Source organism: Bacillus sp. 16GRE42 (assembly GCF_019837435.1).
In the GTDB taxonomy this organism is placed as follows: domain Bacteria; phylum Bacillota; class Bacilli; order Bacillales; family Bacillaceae_G; genus Bacillus_A; species Bacillus_A wiedmannii.
Window position 1 is genome coordinate 24,456 of the sequence record NZ_JADAXF010000011.1, and the last position, 14,646, is coordinate 39,101.

At 40.5% G+C, this 14,646-nt stretch carries 10 protein-coding genes and 1 other annotated feature; all 10 genes read right to left on the reverse strand.

Translation table 11 applies throughout. The annotated features are described in order from the left end of the window. Positions 1-381: 381 nt before the first annotated feature. Entirely contained in the window at positions 382-1,572 is a 1,191-nt protein-coding gene (tuf, locus tag ILS93_RS27585; RefSeq protein WP_001029616.1) for an elongation factor Tu, read from the reverse strand. Positions 1,573-1,689: 117 nt separating this feature from the next. Continuing rightward, a complete protein-coding gene (gene fusA / locus ILS93_RS27590) occupies positions 1,690-3,768 on the reverse strand; it encodes an elongation factor G (protein WP_000196381.1) in 2,079 nt (692 codons plus the stop codon). A 208-nt stretch (positions 3,769-3,976) separates the two neighbouring features. Then, positions 3,977-4,447, reverse strand: a complete 471-nt coding sequence (gene rpsG / locus ILS93_RS27595) for a 30S ribosomal protein S7 (protein ID WP_001137489.1) — start codon at positions 4,445-4,447, stop codon at positions 3,977-3,979. Between the two features lie 29 nt (positions 4,448-4,476). Next, on the reverse strand, positions 4,477-4,899 hold the full coding sequence (rpsL, locus tag ILS93_RS27600; RefSeq protein WP_001142341.1) for a 30S ribosomal protein S12: 423 nt from the start codon (positions 4,897-4,899) through the stop codon (positions 4,477-4,479). Positions 4,900-5,013: 114 nt separating this feature from the next. Next, on the reverse strand, positions 5,014-5,262 hold the full coding sequence (locus tag ILS93_RS27605) for a ribosomal L7Ae/L30e/S12e/Gadd45 family protein (protein ID WP_222661708.1): 249 nt from the start codon (positions 5,260-5,262) through the stop codon (positions 5,014-5,016). 113 nt (positions 5,263-5,375) lie between these two features. After that, complete coding sequence (gene rpoC, locus ILS93_RS27610) at positions 5,376-8,987, reverse strand: DNA-directed RNA polymerase subunit beta' (protein ID WP_000567948.1); 3,612 nt, start codon at positions 8,985-8,987, stop codon at positions 5,376-5,378. Positions 8,988-9,024: 37 nt separating this feature from the next. Next, positions 9,025-12,558: a DNA-directed RNA polymerase subunit beta gene (gene rpoB, locus ILS93_RS27615; protein WP_064475100.1), complete on the reverse strand. Its 3,534-nt coding sequence runs from the start codon at positions 12,556-12,558 to the stop codon at positions 9,025-9,027. A gap of 291 nt (positions 12,559-12,849) precedes the next feature. Next, positions 12,850-13,449 (reverse strand): class I SAM-dependent methyltransferase, encoded by a 600-nt coding sequence (locus tag ILS93_RS27620; RefSeq protein WP_064475099.1) that lies wholly within the window; start codon positions 13,447-13,449, stop codon positions 12,850-12,852. 75 nt (positions 13,450-13,524) lie between these two features. After that, entirely contained in the window at positions 13,525-13,884 is a 360-nt protein-coding gene (rplL, locus tag ILS93_RS27625; RefSeq protein ID WP_000159737.1) for a 50S ribosomal protein L7/L12, read from the reverse strand. Positions 13,885-13,951: 67 nt separating this feature from the next. Beyond that, complete coding sequence (gene rplJ, locus ILS93_RS27630) at positions 13,952-14,452, reverse strand: 50S ribosomal protein L10 (RefSeq protein ID WP_000048721.1); 501 nt, start codon at positions 14,450-14,452, stop codon at positions 13,952-13,954. A 39-nt stretch (positions 14,453-14,491) separates the two neighbouring features. Next, positions 14,492-14,635: a sequence feature (ribosomal protein L10 leader region), on the reverse strand. Positions 14,636-14,646 lie beyond the last annotated feature (11 nt).

A 14,646-nucleotide genomic window follows, 5' to 3' on the forward strand; every position in this document is an offset into this window, starting at 1 on the left:
CTATTTCTAAAATAGACCTTCTCCATGGAAATTTCCCCACACCATGCCATGGCAAAGCGGCCGGGTGTGTCAGCAACCTTCCACTTCATCGCAGTCAAAGACCAACATTGTTTATTATACAATGTTATTCGTCTAGATGCAAGCATCTTTTTGTTTGCATCTGCTTTTCTCTACTTTTGCTATTATACATGGCACTTTAAAGAATTTCAAGTTTTCATCTGCTCTTATTCAACTTACAGTTTATGGATGTTACTTCTTGTTTTATATACTATAGAAGAAACTCATTCAAAGATAGAAAACACACCTCTTCCTTCTATATTAATAAACAATAAAAAAACTCAAGGGAGAATCCCTTGAGTTTTTTAATAATCTATTTAAAGATTACTCAGCAACGATTGTAGCAACTACACCGTAACCTACTGTACGTCCACCTTCACGAATAGAGAATTTAGTTCCCTCTTCGATAGCGATTGGAGCGATAAGTTCGATAGTCATTTCGATGTTGTCACCAGGCATTACCATTTCAGTACCTTCTGGTAATTGGATGATACCAGTTACGTCAGTTGTACGGAAGTAGAACTGAGGACGGTAGTTAGCGAAGAATGGAGTGTGACGTCCACCTTCTTCTTTAGATAATACGAAAACTTCAGCTTTGAATTTAGCGTGAGCTTTTACAGAGCCAGTTTTAGCAAGAACTTGTCCACGTTGGATGTCTTCACGAGCAACCCCACGAAGTAAAGCACCGATGTTGTCTCCAGCTTGAGCTTGGTCAAGAAGTTTACGGAACATCTCTACACCAGTTACAGTTGTAGAAGCATTTTCTTCAGCAAGACCGATGATTTCTACTACGTCACCAACTTTAACGATTCCGCGCTCTACACGACCAGTTGCAACTGTACCACGACCTGTGATAGAGAATACATCCTCGATAGGCATTAAGAATGGTTTGTCAGTTTCACGTTCTGGAGTTGGGATGTAAGCATCAACTTCAGTCATTAATTCAATGATTTTTGCTTCCCAATCAGCTTCTCCTTGAAGAGCTTTAAGAGCAGAACCTTTGATTACAGGAATGTCGTCGCCTGGGAATCCGTATTCAGATAATAGGTCGCGAACTTCCATTTCTACTAATTCTAATAATTCTTCGTCGTCTACCATGTCGCATTTGTTTAAGAATACAACGATGTAAGGAACACCTACTTGACGAGAAAGAAGGATGTGCTCACGTGTTTGAGGCATTGGGCCATCAGCAGCAGATACTACTAAGATACCGCCGTCCATTTGAGCAGCACCAGTGATCATGTTTTTAACATAGTCAGCGTGACCTGGGCAGTCAACGTGTGCATAGTGACGAGTTTCAGTTTCGTACTCAACGTGTGCAGTTGAGATTGTGATTCCGCGCTCTCTTTCTTCTGGAGCAGCGTCGATTTGATCGTATCCGCGTGCTTCAGCACCACCAGCTTTTGCAAGAACTGTAGTGATCGCAGCAGTTAATGTAGTTTTACCATGGTCAACGTGGCCGATTGTACCGATGTTAACATGGGGTTTAGAACGTTCGAATTTAGCTTTAGCCATTCTAAATTCCTCCTTAGTTTATATAGGTTATTTTATATTTAGACTAGAAAGTGAAACTTACGTCCCACTTTCTAAGCTTACATAAGTAGTTATACTTGAACAATCGATAAAAATCAATTATTCACCTTTATTTTTTTTAATAATTTCTTCAGAAACAGACTTCGGTACTTCTTCATAATGATCAAATGTCATTGAGAATGTTCCGCGTCCTTGAGTGTTAGAACGTAATGCCGTTGCATAACCGAACATTTCAGAAAGTGGAACCATAGCGCGAACAACTTGTGCGTTACCGCGAGCTTCCATACCTTCTACACGTCCACGGCGAGATGTTACGTCGCCCATAATGTCACCCATGTACTCTTCAGGAATTACAACTTCAACTTTCATCATTGGCTCAAGAATTACTGGGCTACATTTAGAAACCGCAGCTTTAAGTGCCATAGATGCAGCGATTTTGAACGCCATCTCAGATGAATCGACATCATGGTAAGATCCGTCAACTAACGCAGCTTTGATGTCAACTAGTGGATAACCAGCTAGTACACCATTTTTAAGTGAGTCTTCAAGACCCGCTCCAACAGCTGGGATGTATTCACGTGGAACTACACCACCGACGATTTTGTTTTGGAATTCAAAACCTTTACCTTCTTCATTAGGTTCAAACTCAATCCAAACGTGACCGAATTGTCCACGACCACCAGATTGACGAGCGAACTTACCTTCAACTTTCGCAGCAGCGCGGAAAGTCTCACGGTATGCTACCTGAGGAGCACCAACGTTTGCTTCCACTTTGAATTCACGGCGCATACGGTCAACGATGATATCAAGGTGAAGTTCACCCATACCAGCGATGATTGTTTGGCCAGTTTCTTGGTCAGTGTGAGCACGGAATGTTGGATCTTCTTCAGAAAGCTTAGATAATGCTGTACCCATTTTATCTTGGTCAGCTTTAGATTTTGGTTCGATAGCTACAGAGATAACTGGCTCTGGGAATTCCATAGACTCAAGGATAACAAGACTCTTCTCATCACAAAGAGTATCACCAGTAGTAGTATCTTTTAAACCTACAGCAGCAGCGATATCACCAGCGTAAACTGTTGAAATCTCTTCACGGCTGTTAGCGTGCATTTGTAGGATACGACCTACACGCTCACGCTTACCTTTAGTTGAGTTTTTCACGTATGATCCAGAGTTTAACACACCAGAATACACACGGAAGAACGTTAACTTACCAACATAAGGATCAGTCATGATTTTGAATGCTAAAGCTGCGAATGGTTCTTCATCGCTAGACTTACGTTCGATTTCTTCATCTGTATCCGGAAGAGTACCTTTAATAGCTGGTACATCTAATGGAGATGGTAGGTAGTCGATAACTGCGTCTAACAGAATTTGAACACCTTTATTTTTGAATGCAGAACCACAGATTACTGGGAAGAATTCTACAGAAGTTGTAGCCTTACGGATACCAGCTTTAAGCTCTTCTACAGTGATTTCTTCACCTTCTAGGTACTTCATCATCATTTCTTCATCAAGCTCAGCTACCGCTTCAATAAGCTTTCCACGGTATTCTGCAGCTAATTCTTTGTGCTCTTCAGGAATTTCAACACGCTCGATGTCTGTTCCTAAATCGTTACCGTACATGTAAGCACATTCTTCAACAAGGTCAATGATACCATTGAACTCATCTTCAGCACCGATTGGTAACTGAATTGGGTGTGCGTTTGCTTGTAAACGATCGTGGATTGTTCCTACAGAGTATAAGAAATCCGCACCAATCTTATCCATTTTGTTAACGAATACGATACGAGGTACACCGTAAGTAGTAGCCTGACGCCAAACCGTTTCTGTTTGTGGTTCTACACCAGATTGTGCATCAAGTACTGCTACCGCACCATCAAGTACGCGTAAAGAACGTTCTACTTCTACTGTGAAGTCTACGTGTCCTGGAGTGTCAATGATGTTTACACGGTGACCTTTCCATTGAGCTGTAGTTGCAGCAGAAGTAATTGTGATACCACGCTCTTGCTCTTGCTCCATCCAGTCCATCTGAGATGCACCTTCATGAGTTTCACCGATTTTATGAATACGTCCTGTATAATACAGAATACGCTCAGTTGCTGTTGTTTTACCAGCATCGATGTGAGCCATGATACCAATATTACGAGTGTTTTCTAAAGAGAACTCTCTTGTCATTTGGTGTCTTGCTCCTTCCATATATGGATTGGATTTTTTTATTTTAAGTAGCAAAAAAGCCACTTTATATTGTTACACATGTCAGTATGTCCAGTACCCTCATTATGTAAAACGAGCGCCCAACGAAAGGGAGAGGCATTCTCCCTCTCCACACTTCCATAAGCGACAAATAAAGCGGTTTATGCTTACATTTATTTTACGTTGAATCCTACCAACGGTAATGAGCAAATGCTTTGTTAGCTTCTGCCATTTTATGAGTGTCTTCACGTTTCTTAACAGATGCACCAGCGTTGTTAGCTGCATCTAAGATTTCGTAAGCTAGACGCTCTTCCATAGTTTTTTCACCACGAAGACGAGCATAGTTTACTAACCAGCGAAGACCTAAAGTTGTACGGCGTTCTGGACGAACCTCAACTGGAACTTGGTAGTTAGCACCACCAACACGACGAGCACGTACTTCAAGAACAGGCATGATGTTCTTAAGAGCTTGCTCGAATACTTCCATAGGGTCTTTATCTGAACGTTCACGAACGATATCGAAAGCGTTATAAAGAATTGTTTGAGATTTACCTTTTTTACCGTCAACCATCATTTTGTTGATAAGGCGTGTTACTAGCTTAGACTTGTACATTGGATCTGGTAACACGTCACGTTTCGCAACAGGTCCTTTACGAGGCATATTGAGTTCCTCCTTTCATTATAAGTTTATTATTTTTTAGCAGGTTTTGGTCGCTTAGTACCATATTTAGAACGTCCTTGCATACGTTTGTCAACACCAGCTGTATCAAGCGCACCACGAACGATGTGGTAACGTACCCCTGGTAAATCCTTTACTCGACCACCGCGAATTAATACTACGCTATGCTCTTGTAGGTTATGACCGATACCTGGGATGTAAGCTGTAACCTCGATACCGTTTGTTAAACGTACACGAGCGTATTTACGTAACGCTGAGTTAGGTTTCTTTGGAGTCATTGTACCAACACGAGTACATACACCACGTTTTTGAGGTGCAGAGATATCAGTTGATTTTTTCTTTAAAGAGTTGAACCCTTTGTTTAACGCAGGTGATTTAGATTTCCATACTTTATCAGTACGACCATTTCTCACTAATTGGTTAATAGTAGGCATTTGATTATCCTCCCTTCGCATGTTTGTATGACCACATATCCAGGTGGTTCATTATTAGTTGAAAACAAAGTTTTTGCAAGGGAGAGCAAATGCTCTCTCCTCACAAAAACAGTTTTAACTTATTATTCCTATTGCTGAAGCTCCCACTTGAATCCCCGAAACTTTTCCAAGCTTACGAACTGATTCAACTTTGGTTATGGGCATGTTATGTTGCAAGGCGGTACTAATAATCATATGGGTTAACCGCATATCAGCATCTTCCGCAATAACAACTTCTTTAACTATACCATTTTTGATTGCCTCCAATGTGCGTTTATGACCAACGACTACATTTTCAGCATTTGACACTTTTTGATAAGACATATAAATATCCTCCAAAGCATCGTTCAGGAGCAACCTTGATTATAGTAACATTTTGACTCATACAATGTCAACTAGGATTAACTGTTTTTATACAAAATTTACGACGGAAAATTTTACTGTTCCACATAAACTTCATCGTTTTCTACATTCATGTCACCTTGTGTTGTTTTTACAAGATCCACTTTGCGATAACGATTCATACCTGTTCCAGCAGGAACAAGTTTACCGATAATAACATTTTCTTTCAATCCTAGAAGCTCATCGCGTTTACCCTTAATCGCTGCATCAGTTAAGACACGTGTCGTTTCTTGGAACGATGCTGCAGATAAGAATGAATCAGTTTCAAGTGAAGCTTTTGTAATACCAAGTAGAACAGGTCTAGCCGTTGCTGGTTGTTTACCTTTCAGTAACACCTTCGCATTTGCATCAGTAAACTGATGGATATCTAGTAGTGTTCCTGGTAATACATCTGTTTCACCCGCATCACTTACACGAACTTTACGTAACATTTGACGTACCATTACTTCTACGTGTTTGTCACCAATTTCTACCCCTTGCATACGGTATACTTTTTGAACTTCACGTAGTAAGTATTCTTGAACCGCCGTAATGTCCGTTACTTTTAGTAATTCTTTCGGATCAATAGAACCTTCTGTTAACTCTTTACCGTGGCTAATTGGCTGTCCTAGAGTTACTTTCAGACGCGCACCGTAAGGAATAGCATACGTACGAGCTTCAACTTCACCCTGTACAACTACTTCTTGGCGATCTTTAACATCGTTAATCGCTGCGATAACACCATCGATTTCACTGATAACTGCCTGACCTTTCGGGTTACGAGCTTCGAAGATCTCTTGGATACGAGGTAAACCTTGAGTGATATCATCTCCGGCAACCCCACCTGTATGGAACGTACGCATCGTTAACTGTGTACCTGGCTCACCGATAGATTGAGCTGCGATAATACCTACCGCTTCTCCTACTTCTACGTCTGTACCAGTTGCTAAGTTACGACCGTAACACTTCTTACATACACCGTGGCGAGTGTTACACGTGAACGCTGAACGAATGTTTACAGTTTCAACACCCGAATTTTCAACGATATGAGCAATATCTTCAGTAATTAGTTGGTTTTCACTAACTAATACTTCACCTGTTTCAGGATGTTTTACAGTTTTTCTTGCAAAACGTCCAACAAGACGATCATATAATGACTCAATTACTTCATTACCCTCTTTAATCGCACCAATTAATAGACCACGATCTGTTCCACAATCATCTTCACGGACAATTACATCTTGTGCAACGTCTACAAGACGACGTGTTAAGTAACCAGAATCGGCAGTTTTAAGTGCTGTATCGGCAAGACCTTTACGCGCACCATGCGTAGAGATGAAGTACTCAAGTACTGTTAAACCTTCACGGAAACTTGATTTAATTGGAAGTTCGATAATACGACCAGATGGATTGGCCATCAGACCACGCATACCAGCAAGCTGAGTAAAGTTCGATGCGTTACCACGGGCACCGGAATCACTCATCATGAAGATTGGGTTGCGTTTATTCAAGGATTTCATCAGTTTTCCTTGGATAACATCTTTTGCATTACTCCAAATAGAGATAACGCGATCGTAACGTTCTTCTTCCGTGATTAAACCGCGACGGAATTGTTTAATTACATTATCTACTTTTGCTTGTGCTTCATGGAGAATTTCATCTTTTTCGCCTAATACAAGAATGTCAGATACCCCAACTGTAATACCAGCTTTTGTAGAGTACTTAAATCCTAAGTTTTTCATGCGGTCAAGCATGCGAGATGTTTCCGTAATTTGGAAACGTTTGAATACTTCCGCAATGATGTTACCAAGGATCTTCTTGCTAAATGGCGCCACTTCTTCGCGACTAGCAATAATTTCTTTAATGTTCGCACCTTTTTCAACGAAATACTCCGCTGGTGTTTCTTTTTCAAGGTTTGAGTTTGTCGGTTCATTAATATAAGGGAACGACTCTGGTAAGATTTCGTTAAATATTAATTTACCAACTGTTGTTAATAGAAGCTTACCTTTTTGCTCTTCAGTAAATGTTACATTATTTACTGAACTTGCAGCAACTGCAACACGTGTGTGCAGATGTACATATCCATTTTGGTATGCAAGTATTGCTTCGTTTGCATCTTTGAAGACCATACCTTCACCGATTGCGCCTTCACGCTCAAGTGTTAAGTAGTAGTTACCTAATACCATATCCTGAGATGGAGTAACAACTGGTTTTCCGTCTTTTGGATTCAAGATGTTTTGTGCCGCTAACATAAGAATACGAGCTTCTGCTTGTGCCTCTGATGATAACGGTACGTGAACTGCCATTTGGTCACCGTCAAAGTCCGCGTTGTATGCAGTACATACAAGTGGGTGAAGACGAATTGCGCGACCTTCTACTAATGTAGGTTCAAACGCCTGGATACCAAGACGGTGAAGTGTTGGTGCGCGGTTTAGAAGTACTGGATGCTCTTTGATCACAGATTCTAAAACGTCCCAAACTTCAGGTTGTACACGCTCGATTTTACGTTTAGCACTCTTAATGTTGTGTGCTAAACCTTTTCCAACTAACTCTTTCATAACGAAAGGCTTAAACAATTCAAGCGCCATTTCTTTTGGTAATCCACATTGGTACATCTTTAAGTTCGGTCCTACAACGATTACAGAACGGCCAGAGTAGTCAACACGTTTACCTAATAAGTTTTGACGGAAACGTCCTTGTTTACCTTTAAGCATGTGAGATAGTGATTTTAATGGACGGTTACCTGGTCCAGTAACTGGACGGCCACGGCGACCATTATCGATTAATGCGTCTACAGCTTCTTGTAACATACGTTTTTCGTTTTGAACGATGATGCTTGGTGCACCTAAGTCCAATAGACGTTTTAAACGATTATTACGGTTAATTACACGACGGTATAAGTCGTTTAAGTCAGAAGTAGCAAAACGTCCACCATCCAACTGTACCATTGGGCGTAGTTCTGGTGGGATAACTGGAAGAACATCTAGGATCATCCAAGATGGGTGATTTCCAGAGTTACGGAATGCTTCTAATACTTCTAGACGTTTAATAGCACGAGTACGGCGTTGTCCTTGCGCTGTTTTTAATTCTTCTTTTAAGAAGTCTACTTCTTTATCTAAATCGATGTCTTGTAGTAGCTTTTTAATCGCTTCCGCACCCATAGCAGCTTGGAATGTGCTACCATATCGATCACGATATGCACGGTATTCTTTTTCAGAAAGTAATTGCTTCTTATCAAGTGGTGTATCTCCACTTTCTGTTACAACATAAGAAGCGAAATAAATTACTTCTTCAAGCGCGCGAGGGGACATGTCTAAGACAAGTCCCATGCGGCTCGGGATACCTTTGAAATACCAAATATGAGATACAGGAGCAGCTAATTCGATATGACCCATACGTTCACGACGAACTTTTGCACGCGTTACTTCAACGCCACATCGATCACAAACTACACCTTTATAACGTACACGTTTGTATTTTCCGCAATGACATTCCCAGTCCTTTTGTGGTCCGAAAATACGCTCACAGAACAAGCCATCTTTTTCAGGCTTTAACGTACGATAGTTAATTGTTTCTGGTTTCTTAACTTCACCGTATGACCAAGAACGAATCTTGTCAGGTGAAGCAAGTCCAATCTTCATATATTCAAAGTTATTTACATCTATCAAGGGGCCTACCTCCCTTTTAGTCTACAGGTTATCCCAATTATTCTTTAGTTGCCTCAACTTCGACATTCAATTTATCTGCTGATTGATGATCATCGTCATCTTCTGTATCACGCATTTCGATTTCTTTATCGTCGCTAGACATCATTTTAACGTCCATACCTAAACTTTGCAGCTCTTTAATCAATACTTTGAATGATTCAGGAACGCCTGGTTCTGGAACATTTTCGCCTTTAACAATTGCTTCATACGTCTTAACACGTCCAACAACATCATCAGACTTCACTGTTAAGATTTCTTGAAGAGTATAAGCAGCACCGTAAGCTTCAAGTGCCCAAACCTCCATCTCACCGAAACGCTGTCCACCGAACTGAGCTTTACCTCCAAGAGGCTGCTGCGTTACAAGTGAGTATGGTCCAGTAGAACGAGCATGAAGTTTATCGTCAACCATGTGCGCAAGTTTGATCATATACATGACACCAACAGATACGCGGTTATCGAATGGTTCACCAGTACGTCCGTCATACAGGATTGTTTTCGCGTCATTTGCCATACCAGCTTCTTCAATCGTGCCCCAAACATCTTCCTCACGAGCACCATCGAATACTGGTGTTGCAATGTGAATACCAAGGTATCTTGCTGCCATACCAAGATGAAGCTCTAATACCTGACCGATATTCATACGAGATGGTACCCCTAATGGGTTTAACATGATATCGATTGGCGTACCGTCTGGTAAGTAAGGCATATCTTCTTCTGGTAAAATACGAGAGATAACACCTTTGTTACCGTGACGTCCGGCCATCTTGTCACCTTCAGAGATTTTACGTTTTTGAACGATATATGCACGTACAAGTTGATTCACGCCTGGTGGCAATTCATCGCCATCTTCACGGTTGAATACTTTTACGTCTAAGATAATACCGCCACCACCGTGTGGTACACGTAGTGATGTATCACGTACTTCACGTGCTTTTTCTCCAAAGATAGCATGTAATAGACGTTCTTCAGCTGTTAATTCTGTTACACCTTTAGGTGTTACTTTACCAACAAGTAAATCTCCATCTTTTACTTCCGCACCAACGCGAATGATACCGCGCTCGTCAAGGTTGCGTAATGCATCTTCCCCAACGTTTGGAATGTCACGTGTAATTTCTTCTGGTCCAAGCTTCGTATCACGAGCTTCTGACTCATATTCTTCAATATGAATAGAAGTGTACACATCATCTTTTACAAGGCGCTCACTCATAATGATCGCATCCTCGTAGTTATAACCGTCCCAAGTCATGAAGCCAACAAGCACGTTACGTCCAAGTGCTAGTTCACCTAATTCCATAGAAGGACCATCCGCAAGAATCTCACCTTTTACAACTTCATTTCCAACACTTACGATTGGACGTTGGTTGTAGCAAGTTCCTTGGTTAGAACGAATGAATTTTTGCATTTTGTAGCGATCTAAGTCGCCTTTTACTGTTTGACCGTCAACTTCTACATAGCGACGTACCCAAACTTCACGTGCTTCTACGCGTTCAACAACACCAGGATGTTTACAGATTACTGCAGCACCTGAGTCTTTTGCTGATACGTACTCCATACCTGTACCTACAATCGGAGATTCCGGATTCATTAACGGAACCGCCTGACGTTGCATGTTCGCTCCCATAAGTGCGCGGTTAGAGTCATCGTTTTCTAAGAACGGAATACAAGCTGTCGCTGCCGACACTACTTGTTTTGGAGATACATCCATGTAGTCGATGCGTTCTTTATTTGTGACAATGTTTTCACCACGGAAACGAGCTACGATATCTTCGCTAAGGAATTCTCCTTCTTCAGATAATTTCATATTCGCTTGGGCTACAACATAATTATCTTCTTCATCTGCTGTTAAGTAATCAACCTGCCCTGTTACAAGACCAGATTCTGGATCAACACGACGGTATGGTGTTTCAATGAAACCAAACTCATTTACTTTCGCGAACGATGATAATGAGTTAATCAAACCGATGTTTGGTCCCTCTGGTGTTTCAATCGGACACATACGACCATAGTGAGAGTAGTGAACGTCACGCACTTCAAAGCCTGCGCGCTCACGCGTTAAACCACCGGGTCCTAATGCAGATAGTCTTCGTTTGTGAGTTAACTCTGCTAATGGGTTTGTTTGATCCATGAACTGAGATAACTGAGAACTTCCGAAGAACTCTTTAATAGATGCAATAACCGGGCGAATGTTAATTAACGCTTGTGGTGTAATTGCATTTGTATCTTGAATCGACATTCTCTCACGAACAACACGTTCCATACGAGAAAGACCGATACGGAATTGATTTTGTAATAGTTCTCCAACAGAACGCAGACGACGGTTTCCTAAATGGTCGATATCATCTGTATCCCCCACTTTGTATAGTAGGTTGAAGAAGTAACTGATAGAAGCAAGGATATCACCTGGTGTGATGTGTTTTACATCGCGAGTAATATTTGCATTACCAATTACATTAATTACGCGTTCGCCTTCTGACTCAGGAGCATAAATCTTAATAGATTGCAGCTCAACATCGCCTTCTACCACTCCACCCATTGGTTTCGCTGTTTTGAATCCAATGTTTTTCTCTAAGTAAGGTAAAATGCGATCAAGTGTACGACGATCTAAGATTGTTCCTTCTGCCGCTAAAATTTCACCAGTTTCTGGATCCACTAATGTTTCAGCTAAACGTTGATTAAACAATCTGTTTTTAATGTGTAGCTTTTTGTTGATCTTATAGCGACCTACATTTGCTAAATCATAGCGCTTCGGATCAAAGAAACGAGACACAAGTAAGCTCTTTGCATTTTCTACTGTTGGTGGTTCACCAGGGCGTAGACGCTCATAAATTTCAAGCAATGCTTTCTCTGTGCTATCTGTGTTGTCTTTTTCTAATGTGTTGCTTAAGTATTCGTTATCACCTAAAAGCTCGGTGATTTCTTGATCAGAGCCAAACCCTAATGCGCGTAACAAAACAGTTACAGGAAGTTTACGCGTACGGTCAATACGCACATATACAACATCCTTAGCATCTGTTTCATACTCTAACCAAGCTCCGCGGTTTGGAATTACAGTAGCAGTAAAACCACGTTTTCCGTTTTTATCCACTTTGCCACTATAGTATACGCTTGGAGAGCGAACTAACTGGGAAACGATAACACGTTCTGCACCGTTAATTACGAATGTTCCAGTCTCTGTCATGAGTGGGAAATCTCCCATGAACACATCTTGTTCTTTTACTTCACCAGTTTCCTTGTTGATTAGACGCACTTTTACACGAAGTGGTGCTGCATACGTCACATCACGCTCTTTGCATTCGTCTACAGAGTATTTAGGTTCACCTAAGCTGTAGTCGATAAATTCAAGCGATAGATTTCCCGTAAAGTCTTCGATCGGAGAAATGTCCTGGAACATTTCTCGCAAACCCTCATCAAGAAACCACTGATAAGAAGAGGTTTGAATTTCGATAAGATTTGGTAACTCTAATACTTCACTAATACGGGCATAACTTCTTCGTTGGCGGTGGCGTCCGTATTGAACTAGTTGACCTGTCAACTGCTTCACCCCTCAAATCATGAGTATTATAAATGCACAAAAAAATTTGTGCAAAATCACAAATAAATACAACTACTGCTATTAGCGTAGTTTTTTTCTCTTAAAGATAAATACGTTGAGTCTTTCTACCTGCTCAAAAAAGAAAAATGGCTTCTATAAGAAAACCATCATTCTGTTTCATAATCTGCTGATTTTACTATCTTTTCCAAGAGAAACAAAAATATACATCTTTCTCAACGCAGAAAATCATATATTGGCATTGTATAATGTTAACATAGCCAAAAATAACCGTCAACGTTTTTTTGATTTTATGATATAATATCCTTTTTTCTTTTCTACAACTTCGACTTCAGAAAATACTTCTTCTAGTTTCTTCAGTGCAGATGGTGCACCTTGCTTCTTTTGAATAACAATCCACAACTCTCCACCTGGAACTAAATACTCTACAGCCTTTTCTAAAATCTCATGCACGATATCTTTACCTGCACGAATTGGAGGATTAGATAGAATAGCAGCATACATACCATCTACATTTTCATAGACGCTACTTTGAAAAATGTGTACATTTCCAATTCTATTGTTAGCGGCATTTTCTTTCGCAAGCTCAAGCGCCCTTTCATTCACATCCACCATGTGAACTTTACGGTCTTGAAACTCTTTCGCCAACGATAAACCAATTGGTCCATATCCACAACCTACGTCTAATATATCACCTTTAATATCTGGCACTTGAAACGCTTCAATTAAAAGACGAGAACCAAAGTCCACTTCGTTTTTCGAGAACACCCCACGGTCAGATAAGAAAGTAAATCGAGATCCACGAAGCGGAAATTCCCATCGCTTACGATCACTTTTACTAGAAGGGTCGTTAGAAAAATAATGGTCTGCCATATGGCCACCTCTTTTCTTTACAGTTAAAAAAAAAGCTCGCATGAGAGCGAGCTTTTTTAAAGCATCAAAAGTTAATTACTTAACTTCTACAGCAGCGCCAACTTCTTCAAGTTTAGCTTTCATTTCTTCAGCTTCCTCTTTAGAAACGCCTTCTTTGATTGCTTTTGGAGTGTTGTCAACTAATTCTTTAGCTTCTTTTAAGCCAAGACCAGTGATTTCACGTACAGCTTTGATAACTTTGATTTTTTGAGCGCCAGCACTTGCAAGTACTACGTCAAATTCAGTTTTCTCAGCAGCAGCTTCACCAGCGCCACCAGCTACAGCTACAGGAGCAGCAGCAGTTACGCCGAATTCTTCCTCGATAGCTTTTACTAAGTCGTTAAGTTCTAATACAGTCATAGATTTAACTGCTTCAATGATTTGTTCTTTAGTCATTGTAAATATCCTCCCTTAAATAGGTTTGTATTGTTTTATAGATAACAAGTAATTATCTTTTAAAAAATTAAGCGCCTTGCTCTTCCTTTTGTTCTGCAACTGCTTTAGTAGCAAGTGCAAGGTTACGGATTGGAGCTTGAAGAACGCTAAGAAGCATAGAAAGTAAGCCTTCACGTGATGGAAGAGTAGCGATAGCTTTAACCTCATCAAGTGTTACAAGTTTACCTTCGATTACACCAGCTTTAATTTCTAAAGCTTCATGTTTTGTAGCGAAGTCGTTTAATACTTTCGCAGGAGCAACTACATCCTCGTTACTGAACGCGATTGCGTTTGGTCCTGTTAAGAATTCGTTTAACTCAGCCATTTCAGCAGACTCTGCAGCACGACGAGTTAAAGAGTTTTTGTAAACTTTAAACTCAACGCCAGCTTCACGTAAGTTTTTACGTAATTCTGTTACTTCAGAAACTGTTAAACCACGGTAGTCAACAACGATTGTAGATTTACTTTCGCGAAGTTTGTCCGCGATTTCAGTTACAACTTGTTGTTTAGTTTCGATTACTTTGCTCATGTTATTACACCTCCTGTAGATTATATAGAAGATGTACCGAAAGTGCACTAAAAACCTCCATGCCCAACTTGTAGACATGGAGGCATATAGTCACAGAAAAAATTTCCGTTTCGTATATTAACACCTAGGTAGGAAATTAAGTCTATTGACACCTACTGTCTACGGTACACTAATTAAATTCACAACATAAATGA

Bases quoted from the DNA above. Each gene is read 5' to 3' on its own strand.
- tuf (WP_001029616.1), bottom strand. From the start codon at position 1,572: ATGGCTAAAGCTAAATTCGAACGTTCTAAACCCCATGTTAACATCGGT.
- fusA (WP_000196381.1), bottom strand. From the start codon at position 3,768: ATGACAAGAGAGTTCTCTTTAGAAAACACTCGTAATATTGGTATCATG.
- rpsG (WP_001137489.1), bottom strand. From the start codon at position 4,447: ATGCCTCGTAAAGGACCTGTTGCGAAACGTGACGTGTTACCAGATCCA.
- rpsL (WP_001142341.1), bottom strand. From the start codon at position 4,899: ATGCCTACTATTAACCAATTAGTGAGAAATGGTCGTACTGATAAAGTA.
- ILS93_RS27605 (WP_222661708.1), bottom strand. From the start codon at position 5,262: ATGTCTTATCAAAAAGTGTCAAATGCTGAAAATGTAGTCGTTGGTCAT.
- ILS93_RS27620 (WP_064475099.1), bottom strand. From the start codon at position 13,449: ATGGCAGACCATTATTTTTCTAACGACCCTTCTAGTAAAAGTGATCGT.
- rplL (WP_000159737.1), bottom strand. From the start codon at position 13,884: ATGACTAAAGAACAAATCATTGAAGCAGTTAAATCTATGACTGTATTA.
- rplJ (WP_000048721.1), bottom strand. From the start codon at position 14,452: ATGAGCAAAGTAATCGAAACTAAACAACAAGTTGTAACTGAAATCGCG.